Genomic DNA, 26507 nt, shown 5'->3' with positions numbered 1-26507 from the left:
AGTCGGATAGAACGCACCAGGTATAAGTTTTCACTTCATTGCCCGATCATAATTTCTCTTCGTATGAATCTATTTCCAAAATACCTTTTTGTTCCTCATGATCTTCGCAGTGTAAAATAACCTGTGCCGTCGGCTTCGCCGGAACGGTGGGCGCACCCGACTTGGCGGCTGCCAGCATTTTTTGGACCAGCCGGTTGCGCTCCGTGTGGATCGCTTTTCTTTTCTCCAGGTCTTTTTGCAAGTCAAAATAAACAGCGCCATCCACAATCGTGTATAACGCTTTTGCATAAATACTTAAAGGGTTGTCGCTCCATAACACCACATCGGCATCTTTACCAATTTTAATACTTCCTACCCGATCTTCGATATGCAAAGCTTTCGCGGGATTCAAGGTAATCATCTTGAATGCATCATCTTCGCTCACGCCGCCATATTTGATCACCTTGGCAGCTTCCTGGTTGAGCCGGCGCGCCATTTCCGCATCGTCGCTATTGATACATACATTCAAACCCATTTTATGCATGATGGCGGCATTGTAAGGAATGGCATCCTGCACTTCGGTTTTATAAGCCCACCAATCAGAAAATGTTGAAACATTGGCGCCATGCCTGCGAATAGCATCCGCTACCTTATAACCTTCGAGAATATGCGTCAGGGTATTTACCTTGAACCCGTACTGTTCTGCTGTCGCCATGATGGAGAGAATTTCACTTTGTACGTAGCTATGACAGGTAATAAAAAGCTTTTGGTTTAGAATAGCCACTAATGCATCCAATTCAAGATCGCGGCGCAGGCTTTTGTCGCCTGCTTTTATTTTGGATTCGTAATCTTTTGCGCGTTGAAAGGCATCTGCCAACACGGCCTGAACTCCGATGCGGGTGTCGGGGAAGCGAATATTTCCCTGCGGCTGGGCTGTTCGTTTTACATTTTCGCCCAGCGCAAATTTTATGAAAGGATCGGCGCCTTTAAACTTTAACCCCTCATCATCAGCGCCCCATCTCAGCTTTATCAATTGCGTTTGGCCTCCAATCGTATTGGCCGACCCATGCAAAATATGAGAGGTTGTAACGCCGCCGCTGAGTTGCCGGTAAATATTAATATCGTCAGGATTCAAATTATCGCCCACGCGCACTTCGGACGTCACAGACTGCGCTCCTTCATTTATGGAGAACGCTGCGATATGCGAATGCTCATCAATGATCCCGGGTGTTAAATATTTTCCGGTTCCGTCAATCACTCTCGCTCCTGCGGCTGCAAGGCTTTTTCCTATCGCTGCTATTTTACCGTTTTTAAGCAACACATCTGTCGCCTCAAGCCTGCCCGCACTTTCATTCGTCCATACCGTCGCATTTCTTATCAAAATATTTTCCGTCTGCGGCAACGCTTCATTCCCGTAGGGCGAGAAAGGAAACGGAACCTTTGCCAGTGGCTTTTCAATTTTGCTTTTAGCGGTATCTTTTTTTGTTACATTTTCTTTTACAAAGTCCGCCACCCAGGTAAGCGGCTGGCCTTTATTGTCGGAACCGACACCCTGCCAGGTTTTTCCATAATCCACACCGCTCAGCCGATAGAGAAAATCTGCCTGATCCGCTTGAAAAGTCGTGTCCTTTTTTTCGCCGCTTTTTTTTGTTGTCGGTTTTAAGGAAAAATTGATAGATACCAAAGTGCCATCTGATTTAAATTTTGTGGTCAGCGTATCTTTTCCAACGATTTGCGCCTGGCTACTGCTTTTAACAAGCAATACGTATGCTTCTGTTGTCGCTTGGGTTTTAATCGTCAATTTATATTGGCCAGCCTGCTCTTTACCAGCTTTTGCATTGATATCATATCGTTGACCATTCACCCAATTTTCCACAATGCTTGCTTTTTCCGAAAAAATATCTCCGGTTGTAATCAGAAAGCTAGCTGTTTTGCCGGGCGCCAGGCTTCCCACTTTATCATCAATCTTCAGGAGCGAAGCCGGTGTAGCAGTCAACGCCGCTAAAGCAGCATTTTTACTTAGTCCGTAGGAAATAGCTTTTCGCAGTGAAGGCCAGAAATTTTTAACATCTTTAAGGTCGGCAGTAGTAAGTGCAAATTTTATTTTTGCCTTTTCAAAAGCAGCTGCATTTCCGGGCGCCAGCTCCCAATGAGCCATATCGCTAACCGAAACAAACCTGGCGTCCATCGGATCTTCGATATTTTGTGTTTCGGGAAAATTTAACGGGAGAATAAAAGCGGCGCGTGTGGCGGCAATCTCATGCATCCGCTGATACTCGTCGTCGCCACCTTTAATAATATATTGCACGCCAAATTCATCCCCGATCCTGTCGGCCCTAAGGTCGCTCCATTTATCGCCGGCTTCAAATATCTGCGGAAGCGCTTGATGCTGGGTCCAGGCCTCCAGGGATTTATTCAATCCTTCTTTAAGAGGTTTGTTTTTGCTATACCAATCGGCATCTAAAAAAGTCTGGCGCAGCAGGGCGACGCTGCCCATCATCGATGTAGGATAAGATTGGGTTGAAGTGCCTTTGCTAAATGAATAGAAACAAGCGGCCTTATCTTTTATCACATTTAGATTTTCCTTTTGATCGGACAATAGCGCAGCAACCCCCGTGCCTCTGGCGATTCCATCTTTTTGATGCGAAACGACAGCGCCAAATCCCTGCGCCCGCAGGCTTTCCGCTTTTTTATCATCGGTCGAAAAAAGTTCCACACCATTCACTTCACTTTTAATAGCCTGATTCCAGGCATAGGGCCCCTTCGTGTGGGTTGTCAATTGCTGAGGGCCAAAGAAGGAACTACTGCCGCCTGACCGCGTGGGCACCGGAATACCGTAATCGCTATAAATATCAATAAAAGAAGGATAGATGGTTTGCCCCTTACAATCGATGACCACTGCGCCTTGCGGCGCAGGTTTATTACTGATCGAAAGAATTTTACCCTCGCGGATTACCAAAGTGGCATCATGAACCGTTGCGCTGGTATCTTTTACTATCGTGGCATGTATAAATGCATAATAATCGGATCGCTCGTCGGCGATACCATTTACGGGGTAAGTAACCTGAGCGAGGAGCTGTGTAGCCATAAAGGCAGCCCCAAACGCCATCAGCCATTTCTTCATTAGCATTAATTTTTCTGAAAATAAAAAATAAAACCGAAAGCCTTGATCAACAAAAATAAGAAAAGTGCAAACCGCAGCACGGCTTGCACTTTCAACTTTAAAAAAAACCTCGAAATATTAAAGCGTTTCGCCTAATTGGCTAATATCTAACCCTTCTGCTTCTTCCTCTTCGCTAACGCGTAAAGGCGTGATCAGATCGGTAATTTTCAGGATAATCATCGACATTATAAAAACACCAACCAATACGCAAATGGCGACGATCAAATGCGTTGTAAATAATTTGGTTTCTCCAAAGAAAAGCCCTTTATCAGCCACAGCAGAATTGATGCCGGGGCTGGCGAAAACACCTGTTAAAATCATACCTACCAAACCGCCTACACCATGGCAAGGGAATACGTCCAAAGTATCATCGATGCTGGTTCTTGTTCTCCATTCTACCATCAAATTACTTACGATGGCTGCGATAACACCGATTACCAAAGCGTGTGGAAGGCTTACGAAACCAGCGGCCGGCGTAATGGCTACCAGTCCGACTACTGCACCAATACTGGTTCCCATCGCAGAAGGCTTTTTACCTCTCAATGCATCAAAAATAATCCAGGCGAAAGCAGCAGCGCCAGATGCAACTGCGGTAGTTGCCAAAGCGATCGCTGCCAGGTTGTTAGCGCCCATTGCGGAGCCGCCATTAAATCCAAACCATCCAAACCAGAGTAAACCGGTACCTAATAAAACGTAAGTAATACGAGCAGGCTTCATTTCCTGGTCAGTACGCTTACGAAGATAAATGGCGCTGGCCAGCGCAGCCACACCGGCGCTCATATGCACTACCGTACCTCCTGCGAAATCTAAAACGCCGAGGTTGAATAAATAGCCATCAGGATGCCAGGTCATGTGCGCTAAAGGTGCATAAATAAATATGAAAAACAAGCAAATGAACAAGATGTAAGAGGTGAAACGTACCCGCTCAGAAAAAGCACCAGTCACAAGCGCCGGCGTAATGATAGCGAACTTAAGCTGAAAAAACGCAAAAACGACCAAAGGGACAGTGGGGGCGAGCGACCATGGATCGCCGTCCAGCACACCATTCATAAACATGAAAGTTGTCGGGTTTCCGATAAAACCGCCAATGTCCGATCCAAATGCGAGGCTAAATCCGAAAACCACCCAGATAATAGAGACGATGGCCATACAGATAAAACTTTGTAACATTGTCGAAATCACGTTTTTCTTCTTTACCATACCTCCGTAAAAGAAAGCAAGGCCGGGTGTCATAATCAACACCAAAGCGGCTGATGTCAGCAACCAGGCGGTGTCGCCTGTATCGATGTCGGGGTGGGTTGGGCTTTCAACGGGGTTCTGGCCCATAAAAAGGCTTAAAATGGTTACTAATACGAGCAGTAAGAATGGAACGATAGCCAGTTTTTTGGTCATGTGCATAATGCTGGAGGTTTAGTATTAAAAAAATAAATAATAAATTAAAAAAATCATTATTTAATAGTATATCCACAAATTTAGATAGATTATTTTGAAATAAATTGTATTATTGATATTTATTTTCAAATATAATTTTTTATTATATGAAAATAGTAGTTGCAACACCGGATATGGCAGATCAAATGTTGAAAATCTACGCTCCTTTTATAACAGGCAGTGTTGTAACGTTTGAAACAAAACTGCCTGATAATGATGTATTTAGAAAAAGAATAAATAGTTGCCTGAAACGTTTTCCATGGCTGGCAGCAGTTCAGGACGGAAAAGTTCTGGGATATGCTTATGCGGCGGCCTACCGCGAACGCGACGCGTATCAATGGGCGGTAGAATGTTCGGTGTATATAGATGCGGATGCTAAAAAAGCCGGGATCGCTACCCGGCTCTATAATGCCTTATTTGATTTATTAAAACTACAGGGAATTTATAAAGTATATGCCGTAATCACCACGCCCAACCCGGAAAGCGTGGGTTTCCACGAGCGATTCGGCTTTAAATGGTTTGCCACTTACACCCAGGTGGGTTTCAAATCAGGCCAATGGTGCGATGTGGGCTGGTGGCAGCTGCTATTGAAAGAAACGGGCACGGACACGCCCGCGCCTATTCGCCCGTTTTCGGCACTATCCGCTGAAACCATTCAGTCCGTCTTAACGCGATATACTAATTAGTCTTTCCCGGATATACCTTTAAGGCTGCCTCCAGGCAATCCATTGCTTTGTCAATATCCTGCCGGTTGATAACGTATGCCAGCCTGATCTCGTTCATTCCCAATCCGGGCGTTACATAAAACCCTGTAGCCGGCGCAAACATGGCTGTTTGATTATCTAAAGAAAAATCCTCCAACATCCATTGACAAAACCGGTCCGCATCATCGATAGGCAGCCGCGCCATGGCGTAAAAAGCGCCTCCCGGGTTGGGACAATCAACGCCTTCCATTTTATTGAGCCGGCTGACGAGCAAATCGCGCCGCGCCATATACTCCTGCTTCGGTTGGTCAAAATAATCGTCTGGCAAATCGACAGCCGCTTCCCCTAAAATCTGTTCGAGGCCTGGCGGGCTCAATCTTGCCTGCGCGAATTTCAAAACCGCATTGTACACATCCTTATTTTTGGTGACCAGGGCCCCAATACGGGCGCCGCAGGCGCTGTACCTTTTACTGATGGTATCTAATAAAACCGCGTTATCGCTGATGTCTTTCAAATGCATCACACTGGTGTGCGCAGCGTCGCTATAACAAAACTCGCGGTAGGCTTCATCACTAAAAAAGTAAAGATTGTATTTTTTGCAGATTCCGGCCAACTCCGTCAACTCCCCGCGGCTGTATAAATAGCCTGTGGGATTATTGGGATTGCAAATCAGGATGGCTTTTGTTTTGGCTGTAATCACTTTTTCAAATTCGCTCACCGCCGGCAGCATAAACCCGTTCTCAATAGAAGAACGGATGGGAACAACTTTTACCCCCGCTTCGCAGGCAAAACCAATATAGTTTGCATATAAGGGCTCCGGAATAATCACTTCATCGCCCGGATCGAGGCAGGCGAAAAACGAAAAAATAATCGCCTCGCTGCCACCCGTGGTGATCAATATTTCGTCATAATTTACATCAAAACCTTTTTTTGAATAATACGCCGCCAGTTTACGCCGGTAGCTCTCATTGCCCGCACTGTGGCTATACTCTAAAATAGGCATATCCACTTTTTTCACCGCGTCCATAATTGCTGCAGGCGTTTCAATATCCGGCTGACCGATATTTAAATGATAAACGGTGACCCCTCTTTCCTTTGCGGCTTCCGCAAAAGGTACCAGTTTTCTGATGGGTGATGCCGGCATTTGAAAACCGCGTTTCGAAACTGTAAGCATAATATTACTTTAGAGTTTTGGGTATAAAAAAATGAACCCCTCCATGGCTGAAGGGGTTGACTATAAATATTAAATTGATCTATTTTTTTGCAACCACTTCGCCGGTAAAGTAAACAACTTTTGGTTCATTATATCCCGCGACATAAATTTCCACATCTTTATTTACAGGACCAGCGCTGGGCGCACTATATTCAACTTTGATTTTTCCGGTTTTACCTGGCATAATTGGCTCTTTTGGTTTTTCAGGAACAGTGCAACCACAACCAGCCATCACGCTTTTCACTACAAGAGGCTTTTTCGTTTCATTTAAAAACTCCATATAAAACGTAACGGGCTTTCCCTGTGGCACTTTCCCGATATCATATTTTTCTTTTACCATTTTGATGGCGTTCTCCGCAGAGGTAGCCGGCACTTCGGGTGCACTCGTCTGCGCATTCACATTAAAGCCAAAAAGGCAAACCAACAACAACAAAAATCCAACTTGTTTCATAATTTTCATTTTAGGATTGATCAACAATTCGATTAACAAAAGTATTCAAAATTGATGACACCATCTCTTTAAAAGTTGCATAAAAGCCCAACAATAGCAATATTTTATGAATTGACTTCGCATTTCATGGTTACAGGCATGTTTCTTACATTTACGCTGATCTCTAAATTAATTTTGAAGACCGATTGGTATAGATCATATCGACATAAGGCTTACACTAAAATGCTTATTAATTCGTTATATTCACATATTAAACCATCTCACCTATTTTTGTCGAATGGATACACAGAATTCCGGATTTGCAGCGCAGAATGAAATGTTGTCTTTTGAAAAATTTAAAGACGGGGTACTACACGATTATTATATTGCTTGCTTAAGTCGCGAAACCAGTTTATTATCCCGAAAAGAGGTATTAACCGGCAAAGCGAAGTTTGGCATTTTTGGAGACGGCAAGGAAGTAGCGCAGGTGGCCGTCGCAAAGTTTTTTAAACCTGGCGACTGGCGAAGCGGCTATTATCGCGATCAGACGATGATGTTTGCGCTGGGCGAATCGAATCCCCAAACCTATTTTTCGCAGCTTTATGCGGATCCCGATCCTGAGCACGAGCCCTTTAGTGCGGGCCGGCAGATGAATTGTCATTATACCAGCCGGAATGTAGCGCCCGACGGCGAATGGTCGAATTTGATGGAAACGAAGAATACAGGTACAGACATGTCTTCAACCGCATCTCAAATGCCACGCGCGGTAGGCCTGGCTTTGGCTTCCAAAATGTTTCGCGAGATTGACGAGCTCAAACAATTCAAAAATTTATCCGATAATGGAAACGAAGTTTGTTTTTGCACGATCGGCGATGCATCGACCAGCGAAGGCCATTTTTGGGAAGCGGTGAATGCAGCGGGCGTTTTGCAGGTACCACTTGTAATTTTCGTTTGGGATGACGGTTATGGCATTTCGGTTCCGGTAGAATATCAAACAACAAAAGGCTCTGTTTCAAAAGCGCTCAAAGGATTTGAAAAGGAAGAAGGCACCAATGGCTTTTACATCGCCGCTTTGAAAGGCTGGGATTATATGGGCATGGTCGAAGCTATTGATGAAGGCGTGCAACTCGCCCGGCAAACACACACGCCCGTAATCTTTCACATACAGGAGTTGACCCAACCGCAGGGACATAGCACTTCCGGTAGCCATGAGCGATACAAAACTCCGGAAAGGCTCGAATGGGAAAAGGAATGGGATTGCATGAAGCAAATGAAATCCTGGATTTTGAAGAACGCGCTCGCGGATGAATCTTTATTAAAAAAGATTGAAAACGATGCGCGCCAAAATGTAAAAGAGGCGAAAGAAAAAGCCTGGAAAGAATATCAGGCGCCGTTAAAGGAACTCACGCAAAAAACCAGCGAAATTGTTGAGGGTCTTATTCCGGACAATCCCGAGCACGAAGACGAGCTGAGAAAAATTGCCAAAGACCTGAGATCCCTGAGAGAACCGCTGAGAAAACACAGCATTCAAAGTTTATATAAAGCGATCCTGCTCTGCGGCGACAAAGCCACGTCTGAAGCTACCGAATACATGGAATCGCTGCAGCAGTCAAGCTCCGAAATTTATAACACGCTTTTATACGACGACGGCCCGAAGAGTGCATTAAAAGTGGATGTGGTGGCGCCGGTCGTGCCCGAAAATGCGCCGACCCTCAACGGCTATCAGATCATCAATAAATATTTTGACGGATTGTTCACTTCCAATCCGAAAGTCATTGCTTTTGGCGAAGACCTCGGCAGCATTGGCGATGTGAACCAGGGCTTTGCAGGATTGCAAAAAAAATACGGTACTAAACGCATTTTTGACACAGGCATCAGGGAACTGACGATTATGGGCAAGGGAATTGGCCTCGCGTTAAGAGGGCTGCGCCCGATTGCTGAAATTCAATATTTAGATTACTTGGTTTACGGGTTGCAACCGCTTACCGACGATGTTGCTTCGCTTTTCTACAGAAGCGCGGGCAAGCAAAGTTGTCCGATTATCGTAAGAACGCGCGGCCACAGGCTCGAAGGCATTTGGCATAGCGGCTCGCCGATGGGCATGATTATTAATGCGGTTCGCGGCATGTATGTTTGCGTGCCCAGGAATTTTGTGCAGGCAGCCGGCATGTATAATACGCTTTTGAAAAGCAACGATCCGGCGATCGTAATTGAAAGCCTTAATGGTTACCGGTTGAAAGAAAAGCTTCCGGAAAATCTGCGGGAAATGACCGTTCCGCTGGGCGTTCCCGAAATTTTACAGGAGGGTGCAGATATTACAATTGTCAGCTACGGATCGACGATCCGCATTGTACAGCAGGCCATGGCGCTTGTTGCTCCCCTCGGCATTAGCTGCGAACTGATCGATGTGCAAACGCTCCTGCCATTTGATCGGGATCATATGATATTGGCGTCTCTTCAAAAAACCAACCGTATTGTTTTTGTAGATGAAGACGTACCGGGCGGCGCTGCGGCTTACATGTTTAATAAGGTAATGGAAGAGCAGGGCGGTTACCGCTACCTGGATGTAGCGCCCCGAACCATCACTGCCAAAGACCACCGGCCCGCCTACGGAAGCGATGGTGATTATTTCAGCAAGCCCAACGCAGAACAGGTGGCTTCCGTATTATTAGAAATGATGAAGGAATAGTTTATTTTTCAATAAGAAAAATGCCAGGCAATCACCTGGCATTTTTTACTCGTGTAATTTTATTCGCTAATTTTTTACAGCTCTCGATTTATCTTCAGTTACGAAAATATCCTCGTTTTCCCGCTTCATTAAATATTTCTCCCTCGCTAACTTTTCAATAACCACAGGATCTGTTTCCAGTTCGGTTTTTATTTTCCGCAGTTCCGAGAGTTCACTTAGATAATGTTCTTTGCTTTGGCTCAACGTATTCAATTCCTCCCTCCTTTCCATCGTCGTGATGAGATCATTTTTGTCGAGAAACAACATAACGCCAAGAAAAGCCAAAGAGGTAATAAAATATTTGTTCGTAAGAAAACGCGACACCCGGCTCAATGCTTTGCGCTTTCTCGGCGCCTCGCGTTGAATGGATGGCTCTTTTTCGGATACAAAATCTACGAACTCTTCCATGGATTTCTATTTAATGGTTCAAAATTCAGGAAAAGTTAAGCAATTTCCTCGAACTATGAACCGAGCATCAGCAGCTATTTTATTTACCAAATTTAATCTTTCCTGTTGGATAGATCGCACTCGCACCCAAAAGCTCTTCTATTCTTATCAGCTGATTGTATTTTGCAATACGGTCGGTGCGGCTTGCAGAACCCGTTTTAATTTGTCCGCAATTCAATGCCACCGCAAGATCAGCGATTGTTGTGTCTTCTGTTTCACCGCTTCTATGGCTCATAATTGTGTTATAACCATGATGCTGCGCCAGTGTTACCGCATTAATTGTTTCGGTGATGGTTCCGATTTGGTTCACTTTTACCAATAAGCCGTTGGCTGTATCGGTATCAATGCCCTGCTGTAATCTTTCAACATTGGTTACAAACAGGTCATCTCCCACCAACTGGCATTTGCTGCCAATCGTCTCTGTTAATAATTTCCAGCCTTTCCAGTCATCTTCCGCCATCCCGTCTTCGATGCTCGCGATAGGGTATTTTTTCACCCAGGTTTCCCAATATTTCACGAGTTCTTCACTGCTCATAGCTTTACCGGAGCTTTTGTGGAAAACATATTTTTTCTTCTTAGCATCCCAAAGTTCGCTGTTAGCAGCGTCCATAGCGATCATGATTTGCGATCCTGCTTTGTAACCGGCTGCGCCAATGGCATCCAAAACAGTTTCGATGGCTTCTTCATTACTTTGAATGTTAGGCGCAAATCCACCTTCGTCACCCACGTTGGTGCTATATCCTTTCTTTTTTAAAACCGATTTCAGCGCATGGAAAATTTCCACCCCCCAACGAAGTCCTTCGCTGAAAGTAGGCGCGCCAACCGGCATAATCATAAATTCCTGGAAGTCGATCTTGTTGTCAGCATGTGCGCCTCCGTTTAAAATGTTCATCATCGGAATGGGCAGCGTCTTAGCGTTGGTTCCACCGATATATCGAAACAGCGGCAATCCTGACTCCTCAGCAGCAGCTCTTGCTGCGGCCATACTAACCGCCAATAAAGCATTAGCGCCCAGTTTGGCTTTGTTTTCAGTCCCATCTAATTGTATCATCAACTGATCAATTCCTGTTTGATCTGCTACATCATAACCCAGCAAAGCCGGAGCGATAACCGTATTTACGTTTTTTACCGCTTTTAAAGTACCCTTGCCCAGATATTTTTTCTTATCGCCATCGCGCAATTCCACCGCTTCGTGAATCCCCGTGCTCGCCCCGCTGGGCACTGCCGCGCGGCCAAAACCACCTTCGTCGGTGAAAACATCCACTTCTACCGTGGGATTTCCGCGGCTATCTAAAATTTGTCTGGCAAAAACCTTTGAAATGTAACTCATGAATTATCTGTTTAGATGTATTTTTTCAATTTGAGCCGCAATTTAAATAATACTTAGCGTATCTAATACACAAAAGGGGAAAAAATTAAATAACAAATGTGGAAAACCGGAATAGGGGTTTATTGTATTAAATGTTTGTAGAGCAAATTGATCGCATCTTTATGCAAATCAACGGTCCCTTCGGTTTCGCTGTAAAGGCAACCATTGGTAATCACCACAAAACCAAACTTCTTTTCGGGCTCGAAAAACATAGCGCTGTACAAGCCGTAGGCCGAACCCGTATGACCCGTGAGTCGAATCCCCGGAATTAATTTTTGGGTTGTTAACAAAGCCAGGCCGTAGCCGTTCTTTTCTGTTAAGGGCTGCTGCATCAGCTTGGCATATTTCTTTTTCATGATACGAACGCCCTTGCCTTTTCCATAATTCATGTGCATAATCATGTAGCGCGCTAAATCAGGCGCTGAAATTTTCATTCCGCCCGTTGGAGAAAAAACCGGCGTGCTGTGCCCCATGCGATAATGTGCAATCTGTTCTCGACGCGGAGCGTAGGCTTCAGGCGCAGCTTCGAAGCGATCGTTTGCAGCATCAAACCCATAAAGCGTTGTAAAAAGCGACTGATGCAAACTATCCACGCAGTAGCCTCCATATAATTCCAGGGGGTCGAGTATAGCGTTTTTAATATATTGATCAAACCGCTTCCCTGAAACCTTCTCTATGATAGCGCCAATGATATTAAAATTCAGGTTGCAATATTCATAGCCCTTGCCGGGTTCGTAGTCATTATAACATTTTGCCGTGTTGGGCGATGTTGCCGGGTTGATTGAATCCAGGGTAAAATAGCCCTGGCTATCGTTTAAACTGGAGCGGTGCGACAATAGCATTTTAAGGGTAATCGTAGTCTTCGGAAACTTAGGGTTTCTTACCCGAAAACCTATGAGCTTGCTCACATCATCCGTCAAAGCCAACTTGCCCTGCGCGACCAGCTGCATGATGGCGGTCGCAGAGAAGGATTTAGAAATGGAGGCAATGCGAAATATATCGCGCTGGCTCAGCGGCGTTTTCGTTTCGATATCCTTTAAGCCAAACGACTCGTTGTAGATGATTTTATTGTCCTTCACCGCCACTAGGGCCAACCCCACGGCACGGTATTTTTCCATTAAATGATTGATTTCTGATTGCAGGCTTTGTGCGGTAAGTCGTGTACCAAAAAAGCCAACAAAAAACAGAAGCAGCGCCGGGCGTAAACAATTCATGTTGCAACATTTTATATTCGACTTTAAAAATAACAATAAAAAAGCATGGCTGCGAGGCCATGCTTTAAGATTTATTCAAATCATTCAATTAGATATTATCATATACATACACAGGGTCAATCACCGTTTCCCCGGGTTTGATATTGATAACTTCTTTTAATTTACCGTCTTTTAATCCGTACACCCAACCATGAATTTCAGGGCCCTGGCGATTACTCCAGGCTTTTTGAATGATAGATGTTTTGCAAAGCTTTTCGGCCTGCTCTCTCACGTTTAATTCTACCAGGCGGTCGGCTCTTTCGTTTTCGTCTGCGATCGCCTCGAGCTCAGCCCTGTTGTCTTTATACACATCTTTAATTACGCGCAGCCACATGTTTAAGATCTGGTTGAAATCATTATTTCCCATGGCGGCCTTTACCCCACCACAACCATAATGGCCGCAAACAATGACGTGTTTTACTTTCAGATGCACTACCGCGTATTCCAAAACGCTTAGCATATTCACATCTGTGTGAACGACCAGGTTGGCAATATTGCGATGTACGAAAATTTCCCCGGGGTTGGTGCCGGTAATCTGGTTGGCAGGAACGCGGCTATCGCTACATCCAATCCACAAAAACTCGGGCGTTTGGGTTTCTGCGAGTTTGTTAAAAAATGAAGGGTCTACCGACAACATTTCTGCTGCCCACTCTTTGTTTGCTTCTAATAATTCACTATACGATTTCATCAAGTTAAATTTTAATATTTAAGGTTAATTAATTTGTTTGTTTATTCGGGTTGCCATTGCCTTGTATCACGGATTCGATCACTTCTTCATAATTTCTTTTAAGCGAAGCGTTATCATTATTGTTCGCCAGGACTTTGTAAGAAAAACCGTGATCTACAAACCCGCTGGTATATAAATCTACTTTAATATTTTTTAACGGCGCATGCAATGTAAAATCTTCTATTGTTTCCACCACATCCTTATCGATATAATCTGCCCTTTTGGTATCGATAATCACATGGGAATCCTCTGGCACTTCTTCCAGTTTGCGTTTAATGATCGCTTTGTTAAGAAAAGAAACATCCTTTCTTAAGCGGAACAAATAACGCTTTTCATCGTTTACCACGAAAACCGCTTTTCTGAAATTGGATCTAAAAGCAAAAAACAATCCAATGATAATCCCGAGGATAACCCCTTTTAAAAGATCCGTTGCCAGGATGGCTGCGATTGTCATTACAAAAGGCAAAAACACATCCCATCCTTTCTTATAAAAAGCTTTAAACAGTGAGGGTTTTGCCAGTTTGTAACCCGTAAAAATCAGGATGGCTGCCAAAGCTGCTTTAGGAATCAGGTTGAGCACAGCGGGAATAAACGCTACGAGTAATAATAAAAACGATCCATGCAAAATAGTTGATTTTTTCGTTTTTGCACCGGCGTTTACGTTGGCAGATGACCTAACAATTACACTTGTTACAGGGATTCCACCCACAAGCCCTGAAACGATGTTTCCTACTCCCTGCGCTTTCAGTTCCCTGTTGGTGGGCGTCACCCGCTGATAAGGATCGAGGTCGTCGACGGCTTCAATACAAAGTAGTGTTTCGAGGCTGGCCACCAGGGCCACCGTAAGCGCTAATATCCAAACCTGGGGATTGGTGATAAAAGACCAGTCGGGCATGGTGAAGAAAGAAAGAAATTCGGTTGGCGAAGACGCTACCGGGATGGACACCAAATGCCCGCCTTGCAAAGCAGGAATGGCCTGGGTGGTTGCAAATAAATAATTCAGGCCAACTCCCAAAAACACGATTAACAACGGCGCAGGTACCAGTTTTATAAATCCTTTTTTATTAGCCACCCAGGCTTCCCAGGCAAAATAAAACCCGAGACAGACAGCGCCAATAATGAATGCCGAAAGGTCGATGTTTGCAAACGACGCAAAAAAGTTCACAAAAATATTTCCTGTCACAGGAGTGTTTTCATCTAGTTCAAAAGACGAATCATCACCCAGTAAATGCGGCACCTGGTTTAAAATAAGGATAAGGCCGATCGCGGCCAGCATGCCCTTGATCACACTGTTGGGAACATAGTCGCCGATAATGCCGGCTTTACAAAAACCGAGCACCAGCTGCATAACACCGGCGAGCACCACCACTACCAAGAAAGCTTCAAAAGATGCCAACGTGGTAATAGCCGCCGCAACAATGGCCGTTAAACCCGCCGCCGGCCCACTCACACTTAGATTGGAACCGCTGAGCAAGCCCACTACAATGCCACCAGACACACCGGCGATGATGCCGCTAAACAGCGGCGCATTAGAAGCCAGCGCCACACCCAGACACAGTGGTAACGCTACAAGAAAAACTACGATAGAAGAAGGCAAGTCACTACCAAGTGACTTAAAAAAACCTGTCGAACGAGGTTGATTAGTCATAAAAAATTTTAAATATTATAAGCCGGTCCGTTTGAATAAAACGGATCAAAAAATAAGAAAAGAAAAGATCAGATGGGATAGCAATCAGGAGTTAGGGGGAGGACAATGTAATTCTCCATGGTAAGCTACATAAGTGGCTTCATGCGCATGAATATAGGCTATAGAAATTTGCTGTAAAGGCAGCTGCACATCGCTATGATCTTCATGAACATATTCCTCACTAATCGTCAAAGTGTTTGACGGTGTTTTTTCTTCAGTCGCGTTTGAGTAAGGGTTTTTATTGCAATTTTCAGTCTGAGCAGTACTGCTTTTCATATCCATGATCGCGTTATAGCTTATAGGCAGCCCTATTGTTAGCAACAACAATAAAGCCGATAAAAAGCAACCCGATATGTAGCGCAACAATCTGCTCATAGACTTAGCGAAGATATATTAAAATAGTTTTGCAAAACAGGTTTTACCTTAAAACATTACATTTAATTAACTATTCAAAGTTTAAATGATCTGAATCCTCCGGCAGATGCTTATATTCATTTTTCATTGCATACCAACCGAAGATCATCAGGCCAATCGCAATGGGTACGAATATGGCAATGATAATTACCCAGATCACCGGATTATTGATATCCCTTGTACCGGAAGGGTCAATATTCTTTACTGCGCCGGCGATTAAAAAGCATATAACAGCCGGGCCTAACAACAGCCAAATCAAACCAAGCAATCGTTTAACAAAATTCATTTCTTAAAGTTTATCATTTTTATCAAAAAGGATATGATTAATCATTCACTTCCCGATCAATTTTATTGGTCAGATACACCGCGCCGATTATAAAACACAAACCCGCTACGGCTATGGGATACCAAAGACCAACCAACGCATCTGAAGTAAACGTGGTTTGTAGCAAAACCCCAATAAAAGGAACCAGGCCGCCAAAAACACCGTTGCCAATATGATAAGGCAGCGACATCGATGTGTATCGAATGCGCACTGGAAACAACTCAACAAGGAATGCTGCTATGGGCCCGTAAACCATCGTAACATAAAAAATCAGGATAAACACCAGGCCGATGTATTTCCAATAGGTTGTAGGCGCCAGCACTTTGTCTTTCACCACCGGCCGCCCTGTGCTAACTTCATTTGTTGCAGCGTTCAGCGTGTCTACGGTTTGCTCGGTGTAAGCCGCGCCAGAGCTAAATTTTACGGTTTTGGAATGGATAAGCAAACTATCGCCGCCGTTGCCGAGCGCCTCGGTTTTCGTTGTGGTTGTGGAGCCAGATTCTGTGTCGGCCCGATGCCATTCTGTGACATCGCCTTTCTCGAGAAAGTAATTAAAAATGGGCCGATAGGTAATGATCGCCACCAACATGCCTAATAGCATGATCCATTTGCGCCCGATTTTGTCACTAAGCCATCCGAAGAAAATAAAAAACGGTGTCGCAAATAAAATGGCCCAAAGCATAATCGTTCGGCTTTGCTCAAAATCGAGCATCACTTTGGTTTCTAAAAAACTCTGCGCATAAAATTGGCCTGTGTACCAAATAACGCCCTGCCCCATCACGGCTCCAAAAAGCGCCAGCAATACCATTTTGAAATTTGCCTTATGCTTAAAGCTTTCCTTTAATGGATTCTTCGCTGTTTTTCCCTCTGATTTCAGTTTGGAGAACAAGGGCGATTCTTCCATTTTCATCCTGATATAAACGGAAACACCTACGAGCAGGATTGAAAACCAAAACGGATATCTCCATCCGCCCCACTCCGCATTAAAAGCCGCATCGCTCATATTCATTTTCACCAGCATGATAACGCCCAACGCAATAAAAAGCCCTAGCGTCGCGGTGGTTTGTATCCAACTGGTAAAATAGCCGCGTCTGTCGGCCGGCGCATGCTCCGCCACATAAGTTGCGGCGCCCCCATATTCGCCACCCAGCGCCAACCCCTGAATCAGGCGCAGCAACAGCACCAAAAGCGGCGCAGCGATTCCGATTGTTTGATAACCCGGCACCAGGCCAATCAAAAACGTAGAACCACCCATTAAAACAAGGGTTAATAAGAATGTTGATTTTCGGCCCAGGATATCGCCCAGCCGTCCAAAAACAAGGGCGCCAAAGGGCCGCACGATGAAGCCGGCCGCAAAAATAGCCAGCGTGCTCAACAGCGCAGCCGTAGCATTTCCTTCAGGAAAAAATTCAGTGGAAATGGTTTTGGCGAGCATTCCAAATATATAGAAATCGTACCACTCGATCATGGTACCCAAAGATGATGCGGCGATCACCCTGGTGATGACATTCCCGCCTTGCGTTTGATTCATACAATCGTTATTATCATGTTTTGATCACCAAAACCGGTTTGGGCTAAGTCGATGAACGGTTAAATATAGGGCAAGTTTAGGTAACGGCGAAGCAGGGCGCTCACTTTTTTCAATAGCGGCGCGGCGCGGCCCCTAATCCTACATGATCAGGCCGTCTTTCATTTGCAACACCCTGTCGCTCAGCTGCGCCAACTCTTCGTTGTGGGTTACAATCAAAAACGTTTGTTCAAACTTTGATCTTAAATCGAAAATCAGGTCGTGCAATTCTTTTGCGTTCGCGGTGTCGAGGTTACCCGTGGGTTCGTCTGCGAAAACTATAGAGGGTTGATTGATCAGGGCACGCGCAACCGCCACGCGCTGCTGTTCTCCCCCGCTCAGTTCGTTAGGCTTATTATCCATTCGATGGGCGACGCCTAAAATACCGAGCAACTCCTTAGCGCGTTGTTCTACCTGCTTTTTTTTCCGGCCACCGATCCAGGCGGGGATGCAAACATTCTCCAGCGCAGAAAATTCAGGCAAAAGATGATGAAATTGAAAAACAAAGCCAATATTCTCATTGCGGAAAGCCGCCAGCTTTTTTGAGCTTAACAACTGAATATCCTGCCCGTTCATCGTTACTTCGCCGCTGTCGGCTTTATCTAACGTTCCCAAAATATGCAGCAGCGTACTTTTGCCGCTACCCGAAGGGCCAACGATCGAAACCACTTCGCCGCGGCTGATATGGATATCGACGCCCTTTAAAACCTGTATTTTCCCGTAAGCCTTATGAATATTTTTCCCGTTAATCATTCAAATAGTTGTGTGATGAAAAGCCTGATTCTCAAATGTAGAAGTTTGGTTTTTAATTCCCGATAAATTGACAGAAAAACGTTTAAAAAAAGCAATTTGCTAAATTCAGTAATACATTTACTTTTGCAAAAATTTTGAAAGGTACTGCAACCCTTTGTTGCATTTAAACGTTAAATACAGAAAACCGATTATACTATGTTTTGGACACTTGAACTAGCCTCTTACCTCGAAGATGCGCCCTGGCCGGCAACCAAAGACGAGCTGATTGACTATGCTATCCGCAGTGGTGCACCGCTGGAGGTGGTAGAGAACTTACAAGAACTTGAAGATGAGGGAGATGTTTATGAAACCATCGAAGACATCTGGCCCGACTATCCGACGCAGGAGGATTTTCTTTTCAACGAAGATGAATATTAAATTTATTTTATGTGTAAATAACAAGCTGCCTTTCAGGCGGCTTTTTTTTATCAGTTGATGCGTTCGGCGAGGTCTTCAATAAAGCGCTGTGCATAGAACGAAGGATGGCTCCAGCTATGCCCCATGCGCACAATGATCAGGTTTTTGGGAGGATTTATATAGATATATTGACCTAACATTCCTTGCGCAAAAACGCCCGGCAAAGTGTGATAAGCGCTGAAATAGGTTTTACCGCGCCTTTGCCCTTTGGCGATATACCAATTTTCCGGCCGCGCTGCCACAAATTGTTGCGCCTGCACCGAATCTGAAAAGCGCCTGATGGTGCGGCTGCTCCACCAGTGATTGGTATACCCCTGGCGGGCGCGCATCGAATCGGTATTCAAAATATTTTGAACCCAACTTTCCGCCAAAATCTGCTTGCCATTCCAGTTACCATTTTCCAAATAAAGTCGCCCCAGTTTGGCAAAATCCTTCATCGTGGCATTCAGGCAGCAGAAGGCCCTGGCTCTCCCACGCGCATCTGTTTGCCAGCCGGCATTGCTTTCCATGCCAAGCGGCTGCCATAGCTTTTCCTGCAGAAAAACAGGAAGTGGCTTGCCCGTCGCAGCTTCTATAACCGCCGCCAATAGTTGCGTGTTGACACTTTTATATTCAAATGTTTTACGGGCATCGGTTTTTAGGTTTTTCAGCTGCCTATACATATTGCGCCTAAAGCCTAGCTTAATAACATCACTGAAAGGGTTGTCGTATGTCTCATCGCTTTCAACGCCGCTGCGCATATCAAGTATATTTTGAATGCTGACGCGCTTCCAGTCTTTATCGCTTTTTAAAAGCCAGGGTAAGTAATCGGTGACGGGATCGCCAAAAGATTTGATAGCGCCCTCTTGCAGGGCAATTTGCGCTAAAGTACCAACGAAAGACTTTGCTACCGAAAAGGAAGGAAAAATATTGGTTGAATCCAAATCACCGAAATACTTTTCATAAAGTATCGAGTCATTTCGGATGACTAAAAACCCATAGGTTAAACTGTTCTGAAGATTACTGTCAAGATAAGATTGCCATGCGGCGCTGTAATTGCGCCCTTCTTTAAATTGATAGGGAAGGTTGCTCTTTTCAAGCGTCGCCGCATTGAATTTCCCCAAATCATCGAGTTCAAAATTTCGAAAGCGGTAGGCGCGCAAAGCATAACAGGACGACAGCAAAAATACGATGGCGATACACCCGAATGTGTTTCTAAATTTCATCGCTTTCGCCCTACTATAATTGAAAAATCTTTTTCATCAACACCCACTTTTCGCCGGGATTGGCGAAAGGAAGCGCCTGCTGATAATTCCACATCAGGGTTTCCCATTCCTGAACCCGCGGGTTGGCCAGATCAGCGGCCTGTTTTTTTTCAAAAGAGAAAGTTTCGCTTACCTCCATGATCATAAACAGGCGATTTTCGACGCGGTAGATTTCCATACTCTCAATGCCGGCATCCCGAATGCTTTTTTCAATTTCGGGCCATATCGTTTTGTGATGCGCTTCATATTCGGCTATCAGTTTTGCGTCGTTTATAAGATCGACTGTAAGACAGTATTTTTTCATCAAATAAAGTTATAAGTAATTGTTTATTTCAAAGATGCTTCCCGCTCGAAGCCTGCATCCACCATCAGGTTGCTGCCGTCTGCTGCAGCCGTGGCCAACTGGTCGCATCGGTTGTTGTATGGATTATCGGCATGCCCTCTTACCCAGTTTATTTTTATATTGAAATTTCGGGACAGCTTATCATATTGAAGCCAGAGATCCTTGTTTTTTTTCCCGCCCTTAAAATCAGTCCTGATCCAATTGCGCAGCCATCCCTTTGAAATCGCATTGACAACATATTGGCTGTCGGAGAAAATTGTAACGGGAATATCTTTTGTCTTTAAAGCTTTCAAACCCTCGATCACAGCCAGAAGTTCCATTCTATTATTAGTCGTTTTTTTAAAACCACCCGAGAGTTCTTTCACATGGCCCTTGTACATCAAAACGACGCCATAGCCGCCAGGGCCCGGGTTTCCACGCGACGCCCCATCTGTATAAATAGTAATTGATTTTTCCAACAAGGCAAATATACACCCGAAGCTGAGTTATGAAAATTTTAAACGGCCGCGTCTTATATCAAACATCTCTTATGAAATTATACCTTTTACTTTCTGTGGCGTTTGTCAACCCTATTACCTGTTCGGAGGAAAGAAATGTTACTGTAAACGATACGCCTGCTCCGCCAGTATCGGTTGACGACATACGGCCGCCGGCCAATTTTACAATAGAACAAAAAAGTAGCTTTGCCCATTTTTTGGGCAATATTCCATTAAAAAAAGACAACACCGTTTACCTTTACGATGGACGAAAAAAGGCGAACCAGGCGGCTCATTATGCCGTATTGGACGTGAGCGTCGGCAACAAAGATTTACAACAATGCGCGGACGCTATCATGCGCTTGCGGGCGGACTGGCTTTTTCAAAGAAAGCAGTTCGATGCTATTGAATTTGTCACCAATAGCGGTGTCGTCTTAAATTTCGGAAAATGGCTGGAGGGTCAAAGATTCCGGTTAGAAAAAAACAAGTTGGTAGCCTACCGGGCTTCCTCCCGGCCTGGCCTCAGCAAAGCCTTCGATCTTTATCTTGAATTTGTATTTAGCTATTGCGGAACAGCAAGCCTGGGTAGTTCACTCAAAGCTAAGCGCCTGGCTCAAATAACCGCGGGCGATGTGTTTTTAGAGCCGGGTTCGCCCGGCCATGCAGTAATTGTTATGGCCACAGCCACCGATTCTAAAGGGAACAAACTTTATCTTCTGGCACAAAGCTATATGCCGGCTCAAGACATTCATATCCTCAAAAACCCTTCTAATAGAGCGCTCAGTCCCTGGTATCGGGTTGATGAAACCTCCGCGATAGTAACGCCTGAATGGACTTTTAACCGGGAGCAACTTTTTGGATGGAAAAAAAATTAAAAACCGACAAAAAACATGTATATTTGTGACAAATGACATAAGATGAAAAAAATCACCAGAAAATATATTCCCGACGCCAACAGCAACAAAGTAGAAGAGCCTCAGGCTTTGTATTATGTGATGCCCAAATCTAATCAGATAGAAGTGTTGGTTAAGGATTTTACTTATAACGATTTCAAAAAAATTCTCAACAAAGCCGCATTCACCCTTGCCGAGTGGGCCGATATGCTTTTTATGAGCGAGCGAACTTTACATCGTTATGCAAAAGATAACGGCGGCTTTAATGGTTTGCAAATAGAACGCATTTTGCTTTTGGAAGTTTTGATTGATATGGGCAATGATATGTTTGGAAAAGAGGGTTTTAAAACCTGGCTGGAGAGCAGGCCTTTTTCTTTGAATGGAGAAATAGCCAAAAGCAAATTGAGCACGCACAGTGGGATTCAGGAAATAATTGACACTTTAGGCCGCATTCAACACGGCATATCAGCATAATGATTATTTACAGGCTTGTTCGATCAGAGTTTAGCGAAGATTTGTCGGGACAGGGCGCTTTTCTTTATGGCGGCCGTTGGAACAGCAAAGGGCAACACGCGTTGTACTGTGCGCATCATATATCGTTGGCGGTGTTGGAAATTGTGGTGAATTATGACCGAACAGCCACGCCGTTGTTGCCTTCTTATCATTTGGTAGAGATTCAAATTCCGGATAATGAAGTTATTGAAATTGATCAGACGGCTATGAAAGCAAACTGGAGCGCCGACAGCGATTATACCCGGTATATTGGCGACGAGTTTCTCAAATCCCAAACTGATCTTATTTTAAAAATACCTTCTGCCGTCATTCCCGAGGAAAGCAATTACCTGCTCAACCCAACGCATGTTGACTTCAGGAAAATAAAAATTGTCCGCAGCCGGGCATACGGCCTTGATACAAGACTATTTTAAAGGGCGTCGAACCAAACTTCTTTGTCTGCATCCCAACTACCGCTGTAGTTAATAAACAGTTCTTCGCCGGCTTCAATGTTTCGAACGGTTTTTATAGTAATCACGTTTTGGTCGTAGTCCATTTCATAGTCGCAATTGCTTTCATAAGCATGGTTGTAAACCGCCGCCCAGCCCAACGCCATACAGCATTGATCCCCGTCTTCGCCCCATTCAAAAATATAATCGTGCAAAAGGGTTTGGTCCAGCAATTTTCTTTCTACGGCTGACATGACAACGACGGGCGCGATTTCGATAACAGATCCCTTGGCTATCGGTTCTGAAGTGAAAACGCCGCGCCCCATTTCTGCGGTGTTGGTAATATAAAGGCAATGTGCAATCAAATGATCTTTTTTTACGAAAGTATTATTAATTCCAGTTCATCCAAAATACAGGCTATAACACGCTTCCGACTTACTTTGCAGACGCCGGATCTTATCTAATAATTAGGTAATAAATGAATGCAAAAATTCCTGTAAGTTTGGCGCATGCAATTGGAGGAGGGAGCCATATCAATTTCTACACAGTTTGAAACCCTGCTTGAGTCGGGTTCAAAGGCAAACATCAAGGAGTTTCTTGATGACCAGAATATAAGTGATGTGGTTGACCTCGTTTACGATTTCCCTGAGCATGAGGCATTTATCATCACCAATATGTCGGTGCATCGGGCCGTGAATGTCTTTAAATTACTGGAAGTTTCAGAACAAAATAATATCATCCAGGAACTACCTCCCAGTTATACGGCTGCTTTATTAAACGAGCTGCCCGCCGATGACCGAACCGACTTTTTAGAAGAATTGCCCGCCAATGTTGTCCGCGAGCTGATCAAATTGTTAGACCCCGAAGAACGGCGCGTCACCCTTTCGCTTTTGGGCTATCCTGAAAATAGTATCGGGCGGCTGATGAACCCCGACTATGTGTATGTATATTCTCATAATACGGTGGAAGAGGTTTTTGGCGTGATCCGGAAATATGGCAAGAATAGCGAGGCCATCAATGTAATTTATGTCATCAATCAGGCCGGAGAACTGCTGGATGATATCCGTATCGGCGAATTTATTTTGAGTGATCCGGATACTAAAGTTGCTGAGTTAATGGATGAAAGAGTTATCTCTCTCAAAGCCTACGATGATCAGGAAACCGCCAGTGAGATTTTCAAAATGAATAACCGGGTTGCGCTTCCGGTGGTGAGCGAAAGCAACAAACTGCTGGGCATTGTAACTATCGATGATATTTTATGGGTGGCGGAAGAAGAATATAGTGAAGACATGCAAAAAATGGGTGGTACCCAGGCTTTTGAGGAACCCTATCTCGACATCCCGCTTTTCCGCCTCTTCAAAAAGCGCGTGCCCTGGCTGGTGATTTTGTTTTTGGGAGAAATGCTTACGGCCACAGCTATGGCATTTTTTGAGGATGAAATTGCGCGCGCTGTTGTGTTGGCTTTATTTATTCCGCTTATTATCAGCAGCGGCGGCAACAGCGGTTCGCAAGCTTCCACACTTATTATCCAGGCAATGGCAGTCGGAGAGGTTTATATTAAAGACTGGTGGCGGGTGATGCGCCGCGAAATTATTTCGGGCATACTGTTGGGCACCGTGCTGGGCATCATCGGCTTTTTACGAATTTATATTTTTCATATCGTTACCCCTACTCTCTATGGCGAACACTGGTTACCGCTTGCTTTTACCTTAGGCCTCACCCTGCTGGGGGTTGTTTTGTGGGGCACTTTATCCGGCAGTATGCTTCCCATTCTGCTGAAAAAAATGGGCGCTGACCCTGCCGTTAGTTCAGCTCCGTTTGTGGCAACCCTCGTTGATGTTACGGGGTTGATTATTTATTTCTCTGTAGCCTTCATGCTGCTCAAAGGTTCCCTGTTATAAAATTCATCCCGCGAAAGATTTTTATCTAACATCTTAGGTATAAATCAGATACAAATAACAATTTGCGCAAACGGTTGCGCAGCAATTGAAAAACCTTATTTTCGCGTTCGATAAAACATAAAATTATGTGCGGAATTGTTGGTTACACAGGATCAAGACAGGCTTACCCCATCATCATCAAAGGACTCAAAAGATTGGAATACAGAGGCTACGACAGCGCAGGTGTGGCTCTTCAACAGCAGGATAAAGTTACTATTTATAAGAAAAAAGGCAAGGTTGCCGATTTGGAAGACAGCATTGGAACGAGCAATGTAAGCAGCACCGCCGGCATCGGGCACACCCGCTGGGCTACCCACGGCGAACCCAGCGATCGCAATGCCCATCCTCATTATTCTAACAGCGGCAAAATTGCGATGATACATAATGGCATTATCGAAAACTATGCGCAGCTAAAATCGGAACTTACCAAAAAAGGATATCATTTTAAAAGCGATACGGATACCGAAGTATTGCTCAATTTTATAGAAGAAATCAAAACCAACAACGACTGTTCGCTCGAGGAGGCTATCCGCATAGCGTTGAAACGGGTGACCGGAGCTTATGTTATTTTATTGATAGAAGCAGATCATCCCGAAACCATCATTGCCGCGCGTAAAGGAAGCCCATTGGTGATCGGCGTGGGTAAAGGCGAACATTTTTTAGGATCTGACGCATCCCCAATGTTAGAATACACGAAAGAAGTGGTATATGTAAATGACTACGAACTGGCGATCATTAAGCCGGATGAACTAATCTTAAAAAATCTTGGCAACGAAAAAATCACGCCCTATATTCAAAAACTTGACCTTGAATTAGCAGCCATTGAAAAAGGCGGTTACGATCATTTCATGCTAAAGGAAATCTTCGAACAACCGACCACCATTTATGATTGCCTGAGAGGCCGCCTGGATGCAGCAGCCGGAACGATCACAATGGCAGGTATTCAACAATATGCCGAACAAATCATCAATGCCAACCGCATTATCGTTATTGCCTGCGGCACCAGCTGGCATGCGGGTTTGGTTGCCGAATATGTAATAGAAGAACTTTGCCGTATCAACGTGGAGGTGGAATACGCTTCTGAATTTCGCTATCGCAACCCGGTGATTAATAAGGGTGATGTGATTATTGCCATCAGCCAAAGTGGCGAAACAGCCGACACATTGGTGGCTATTGAAAGTGCAAAGGAAAAAGGCGCCATTATTCTCGGCGTTGTAAATGTTGTAGGTTCTTCTATTTCTCGCGCTTCCCACGCCGGCGCTTACACGCATGCGGGCCCCGAGATCGGTGTAGCTTCGACTAAAGCTTTCACGGCACAGTTAACCGTGTTGATGATGATCGCGCTGAAAGTGGGTTATATGAAAGGCACGTTATCCAACGAAAGATACCGGCAGTTATTAAATGAATTGGACGCAGTACCCGAAAAAGCAGCCTGGGTACTCAACCATCACGAGCACATTAAATCAATCGCTGAAAAATATAAAGACGCCAACGACTTTTTATATCTCGGCCGTGGTTACAATTTTGCCATTGCGCTGGAAGGAGCGTTAAAACTAAAAGAAATTTCATATATCCATGCTGAAGGCTATCCGGCTGCTGAAATGAAACATGGCCCCATTGCGCTGGTGGACGAGCACCTTCCTGTCGTTTTTGTTGCCACGCGCGATATATATCATGAAAAGATCGTCAGCAATATGCAGGAAATCAAAGCCAGAAAAGGCAAACTTTTGGCGGTGATTACGGAAGGCGACGAAACATCCCGCGCCATTTGCGACGACGTGATGATTGTGCCTGAAACAGATGAAGTCATTGCGCCGCTGATCAATGTCATTCCCTTGCAATTACTCTCATATTATATAGGCATCGCCAGGGATTGTAATGTAGATATGCCGCGCAACCTCGCCAAAAGCGTAACAGTGGAATAACTGAAAGCAGACCGTTGACGCGGGATCCAATTCAGCCATCTTTTTACTTTCATAAAAAACGTGGTGAGTTCCATTGCTTTTTGGCAACACTGGATTTTT

25 protein-coding genes are annotated in these 26507 nt (G+C 44.6%); 8 read left to right on the top strand and 17 right to left on the bottom strand.

The window, feature by feature from the left end:
- Positions 1–46 precede the first annotated feature (46 nt).
- Positions 47–3103: an amidohydrolase family protein gene (locus ABDK00_RS06125; protein WP_346239270.1), complete on the bottom strand. Its 3057-nt coding sequence runs from the start codon at positions 3101–3103 to the stop codon at positions 47–49.
- 117 nt (positions 3104–3220) lie between these two features.
- Positions 3221–4540: an ammonium transporter gene (locus tag ABDK00_RS06120; protein ID WP_346239269.1), complete on the bottom strand. Its 1320-nt coding sequence runs from the start codon at positions 4538–4540 to the stop codon at positions 3221–3223.
- Between the two features lie 140 nt (positions 4541–4680).
- Between ABDK00_RS06120 and ABDK00_RS06115 the strand changes: the two genes are divergently transcribed.
- Entirely contained in the window at positions 4681–5259 is a 579-nt protein-coding gene (locus ABDK00_RS06115) for an N-acetyltransferase family protein (RefSeq protein ID WP_346239268.1), read from the top strand.
- Here the strand turns inward: ABDK00_RS06115 and ABDK00_RS06110 are convergent.
- The gene (locus ABDK00_RS06110) at positions 5252–6451 is read right to left on the bottom strand and encodes a pyridoxal phosphate-dependent aminotransferase (protein ID WP_346239267.1); all 1200 of its coding nucleotides are present in this window, start codon (positions 6449–6451) and stop codon (positions 5252–5254) included. The genes ABDK00_RS06115 and ABDK00_RS06110 overlap by 8 nt on opposite strands.
- Positions 6452–6530: 79 nt before the next feature.
- Positions 6531–6941, bottom strand: coding sequence for a DUF1573 domain-containing protein (locus ABDK00_RS06105; protein WP_346239266.1), 411 nt, complete (start codon positions 6939–6941; stop codon positions 6531–6533).
- A gap of 277 nt (positions 6942–7218) precedes the next feature.
- Here ABDK00_RS06105 and ABDK00_RS06100 point away from each other — a divergent pair, with 277 nt between their 5' ends.
- Positions 7219–9609 carry a thiamine pyrophosphate-dependent enzyme gene (locus ABDK00_RS06100; RefSeq protein WP_346239265.1) on the top strand — a complete coding sequence of 797 codons (2391 nt, stop codon included), beginning with the start codon at positions 7219–7221 and terminating at the stop codon, positions 9607–9609.
- Between the two features lie 66 nt (positions 9610–9675).
- On the opposite strand, the gene ABDK00_RS06095 is transcribed toward ABDK00_RS06100, so the two are convergent.
- From ABDK00_RS06095 to ABDK00_RS06055, 9 genes are all read right to left on the bottom strand, one after another.
- Positions 9676–10056: an FtsB family cell division protein gene (locus ABDK00_RS06095; RefSeq protein WP_346239264.1), complete on the bottom strand. Its 381-nt coding sequence runs from the start codon at positions 10054–10056 to the stop codon at positions 9676–9678.
- A gap of 79 nt (positions 10057–10135) precedes the next feature.
- Positions 10136–11425, bottom strand: coding sequence for a phosphopyruvate hydratase (gene eno / locus ABDK00_RS06090; RefSeq protein ID WP_346239263.1), 1290 nt, complete (start codon positions 11423–11425; stop codon positions 10136–10138).
- Positions 11426–11544: 119 nt separating this feature from the next.
- Positions 11545–12678: a serine hydrolase domain-containing protein gene (locus tag ABDK00_RS06085; protein ID WP_346239262.1), complete on the bottom strand. Its 1134-nt coding sequence runs from the start codon at positions 12676–12678 to the stop codon at positions 11545–11547.
- 88 nt (positions 12679–12766) lie between these two features.
- On the bottom strand, positions 12767–13405 hold the full coding sequence (locus ABDK00_RS06080; protein WP_346239261.1) for a carbonic anhydrase: 639 nt from the start codon (positions 13403–13405) through the stop codon (positions 12767–12769).
- A 28-nt stretch (positions 13406–13433) separates the two neighbouring features.
- Positions 13434–15092 carry a SulP family inorganic anion transporter gene (locus ABDK00_RS06075; protein ID WP_346239260.1) on the bottom strand — a complete coding sequence of 553 codons (1659 nt, stop codon included), beginning with the start codon at positions 15090–15092 and terminating at the stop codon, positions 13434–13436.
- Positions 15093–15176: 84 nt separating this feature from the next.
- Positions 15177–15506 carry a hypothetical protein gene (locus tag ABDK00_RS06070; RefSeq protein WP_346239259.1) on the bottom strand — a complete coding sequence of 110 codons (330 nt, stop codon included), beginning with the start codon at positions 15504–15506 and terminating at the stop codon, positions 15177–15179.
- Positions 15507–15576: 70 nt separating this feature from the next.
- Positions 15577–15831 (bottom strand): DUF6814 family protein, encoded by a 255-nt coding sequence (locus tag ABDK00_RS06065; RefSeq protein WP_346239258.1) that lies wholly within the window; start codon positions 15829–15831, stop codon positions 15577–15579.
- A 37-nt stretch (positions 15832–15868) separates the two neighbouring features.
- Entirely contained in the window at positions 15869–17401 is a 1533-nt protein-coding gene (locus ABDK00_RS06060) for an MFS transporter (RefSeq protein ID WP_346239257.1), read from the bottom strand.
- 138 nt (positions 17402–17539) lie between these two features.
- On the bottom strand, positions 17540–18190 hold the full coding sequence (locus tag ABDK00_RS06055) for an ABC transporter ATP-binding protein (RefSeq protein WP_346239256.1): 651 nt from the start codon (positions 18188–18190) through the stop codon (positions 17540–17542).
- A gap of 195 nt (positions 18191–18385) precedes the next feature.
- On the opposite strand from ABDK00_RS06055, the gene ABDK00_RS06050 reads away from it, so the two are divergent.
- The gene (locus ABDK00_RS06050; RefSeq protein ID WP_114792839.1) at positions 18386–18607 is read left to right on the top strand and encodes a DUF2795 domain-containing protein; all 222 of its coding nucleotides are present in this window, start codon (positions 18386–18388) and stop codon (positions 18605–18607) included.
- A 50-nt stretch (positions 18608–18657) separates the two neighbouring features.
- Here the strand turns inward: ABDK00_RS06050 and ABDK00_RS06045 are convergent, their stop codons facing one another.
- The 3 genes from ABDK00_RS06045 to rnhA are packed head-to-tail and all read right to left on the bottom strand — an operon-like array spanning position 18658 to position 20691.
- The gene (locus ABDK00_RS06045; protein ID WP_346239255.1) at positions 18658–19851 is read right to left on the bottom strand and encodes a serine hydrolase; all 1194 of its coding nucleotides are present in this window, start codon (positions 19849–19851) and stop codon (positions 18658–18660) included.
- A gap of 13 nt (positions 19852–19864) precedes the next feature.
- A complete protein-coding gene (locus ABDK00_RS06040) occupies positions 19865–20194 on the bottom strand; it encodes an L-rhamnose mutarotase (RefSeq protein ID WP_346239254.1) in 330 nt (109 codons plus the stop codon).
- A gap of 23 nt (positions 20195–20217) precedes the next feature.
- Positions 20218–20691, bottom strand: coding sequence for a ribonuclease HI (rnhA, locus tag ABDK00_RS06035; RefSeq protein ID WP_346239253.1), 474 nt, complete (start codon positions 20689–20691; stop codon positions 20218–20220).
- 71 nt (positions 20692–20762) lie between these two features.
- Between rnhA and ABDK00_RS06030 the strand changes: the two genes are divergently transcribed.
- From ABDK00_RS06030 to ABDK00_RS06020, 3 genes are read left to right on the top strand one after another with little or no spacing between them, the layout of a single operon-like run.
- Positions 20763–21584 carry a DUF4846 domain-containing protein gene (locus tag ABDK00_RS06030; RefSeq protein ID WP_346239252.1) on the top strand — a complete coding sequence of 274 codons (822 nt, stop codon included), beginning with the start codon at positions 20763–20765 and terminating at the stop codon, positions 21582–21584.
- 42 nt (positions 21585–21626) lie between these two features.
- Positions 21627–22076 (top strand): hypothetical protein, encoded by a 450-nt coding sequence (locus ABDK00_RS06025; protein ID WP_346239251.1) that lies wholly within the window; start codon positions 21627–21629, stop codon positions 22074–22076.
- Positions 22076–22528, top strand: coding sequence for an RES family NAD+ phosphorylase (locus ABDK00_RS06020; protein WP_346239250.1), 453 nt, complete (start codon positions 22076–22078; stop codon positions 22526–22528). The genes ABDK00_RS06025 and ABDK00_RS06020 overlap by 1 nt, the downstream gene beginning before the upstream one ends.
- On the opposite strand, the gene ABDK00_RS06015 is transcribed toward ABDK00_RS06020, so the two are convergent.
- Positions 22525–22908: an SET domain-containing protein gene (locus ABDK00_RS06015; RefSeq protein WP_346239249.1), complete on the bottom strand. Its 384-nt coding sequence runs from the start codon at positions 22906–22908 to the stop codon at positions 22525–22527. The two genes, ABDK00_RS06020 and ABDK00_RS06015, sit on opposite strands and share 4 nt — an antisense overlap.
- 144 nt (positions 22909–23052) lie before the next feature.
- Between ABDK00_RS06015 and mgtE the strand changes: the two genes are divergently transcribed.
- Positions 23053–24444, top strand: a complete 1392-nt coding sequence (gene mgtE / locus ABDK00_RS06010; RefSeq protein ID WP_346239248.1) for a magnesium transporter — start codon at positions 23053–23055, stop codon at positions 24442–24444.
- A 125-nt stretch (positions 24445–24569) separates the two neighbouring features.
- A complete protein-coding gene (gene glmS, locus ABDK00_RS06005; protein WP_346239247.1) occupies positions 24570–26408 on the top strand; it encodes a glutamine--fructose-6-phosphate transaminase (isomerizing) in 1839 nt (612 codons plus the stop codon).
- Positions 26409–26507 lie beyond the last annotated feature (99 nt).

The organism is Niabella insulisoli (assembly GCF_039652435.2).
Classification (GTDB): domain Bacteria; phylum Bacteroidota; class Bacteroidia; order Chitinophagales; family Chitinophagaceae; genus Niabella; species Niabella insulamsoli.
Note: the sequence above shows the minus strand (reverse complement) of the source record. Positions and strands in the feature narration are given on the sequence as shown.

Bases quoted from the DNA above. Each gene is read 5' to 3' on its own strand.
- ABDK00_RS06055 (WP_346239256.1), bottom strand. From the start codon at position 18,190: ATGATTAACGGGAAAAATATTCATAAGGCTTACGGGAAAATACAGGTT.
- ABDK00_RS06025 (WP_346239251.1), top strand. From the start codon at position 21,627: ATGAAAAAAATCACCAGAAAATATATTCCCGACGCCAACAGCAACAAA.
- ABDK00_RS06085 (WP_346239262.1), bottom strand. From the start codon at position 12,678: ATGAATTGTTTACGCCCGGCGCTGCTTCTGTTTTTTGTTGGCTTTTTT.
- ABDK00_RS06105 (WP_346239266.1), bottom strand. From the start codon at position 6,941: ATGAAACAAGTTGGATTTTTGTTGTTGTTGGTTTGCCTTTTTGGCTTT.
- ABDK00_RS06045 (WP_346239255.1), bottom strand. From the start codon at position 19,851: ATGAAATTTAGAAACACATTCGGGTGTATCGCCATCGTATTTTTGCTG.
- glmS (WP_346239247.1), top strand. From the start codon at position 24,570: ATGTGCGGAATTGTTGGTTACACAGGATCAAGACAGGCTTACCCCATC.
- eno (WP_346239263.1), bottom strand. From the start codon at position 11,425: ATGAGTTACATTTCAAAGGTTTTTGCCAGACAAATTTTAGATAGCCGC.
- ABDK00_RS06075 (WP_346239260.1), bottom strand. From the start codon at position 15,092: ATGACTAATCAACCTCGTTCGACAGGTTTTTTTAAGTCACTTGGTAGT.
- ABDK00_RS06095 (WP_346239264.1), bottom strand. From the start codon at position 10,056: ATGGAAGAGTTCGTAGATTTTGTATCCGAAAAAGAGCCATCCATTCAA.
- ABDK00_RS06080 (WP_346239261.1), bottom strand. From the start codon at position 13,405: ATGAAATCGTATAGTGAATTATTAGAAGCAAACAAAGAGTGGGCAGCA.
- ABDK00_RS06040 (WP_346239254.1), bottom strand. From the start codon at position 20,194: ATGAAAAAATACTGTCTTACAGTCGATCTTATAAACGACGCAAAACTG.
- ABDK00_RS06020 (WP_346239250.1), top strand. From the start codon at position 22,076: ATGATTATTTACAGGCTTGTTCGATCAGAGTTTAGCGAAGATTTGTCG.
- ABDK00_RS06060 (WP_346239257.1), bottom strand. From the start codon at position 17,401: ATGAATCAAACGCAAGGCGGGAATGTCATCACCAGGGTGATCGCCGCA.
- ABDK00_RS06120 (WP_346239269.1), bottom strand. From the start codon at position 4,540: ATGCACATGACCAAAAAACTGGCTATCGTTCCATTCTTACTGCTCGTA.
- ABDK00_RS06050 (WP_114792839.1), top strand. From the start codon at position 18,386: ATGTTTTGGACACTTGAACTAGCCTCTTACCTCGAAGATGCGCCCTGG.
- ABDK00_RS06115 (WP_346239268.1), top strand. From the start codon at position 4,681: ATGAAAATAGTAGTTGCAACACCGGATATGGCAGATCAAATGTTGAAA.
- ABDK00_RS06100 (WP_346239265.1), top strand. From the start codon at position 7,219: ATGGATACACAGAATTCCGGATTTGCAGCGCAGAATGAAATGTTGTCT.
- ABDK00_RS06125 (WP_346239270.1), bottom strand. From the start codon at position 3,103: ATGAAGAAATGGCTGATGGCGTTTGGGGCTGCCTTTATGGCTACACAG.
- ABDK00_RS06030 (WP_346239252.1), top strand. From the start codon at position 20,763: ATGAAATTATACCTTTTACTTTCTGTGGCGTTTGTCAACCCTATTACC.
- ABDK00_RS06065 (WP_346239258.1), bottom strand. From the start codon at position 15,831: ATGAATTTTGTTAAACGATTGCTTGGTTTGATTTGGCTGTTGTTAGGC.
- mgtE (WP_346239248.1), top strand. From the start codon at position 23,053: ATGCAATTGGAGGAGGGAGCCATATCAATTTCTACACAGTTTGAAACC.
- ABDK00_RS06110 (WP_346239267.1), bottom strand. From the start codon at position 6,451: ATGCTTACAGTTTCGAAACGCGGTTTTCAAATGCCGGCATCACCCATC.
- ABDK00_RS06070 (WP_346239259.1), bottom strand. From the start codon at position 15,506: ATGAGCAGATTGTTGCGCTACATATCGGGTTGCTTTTTATCGGCTTTA.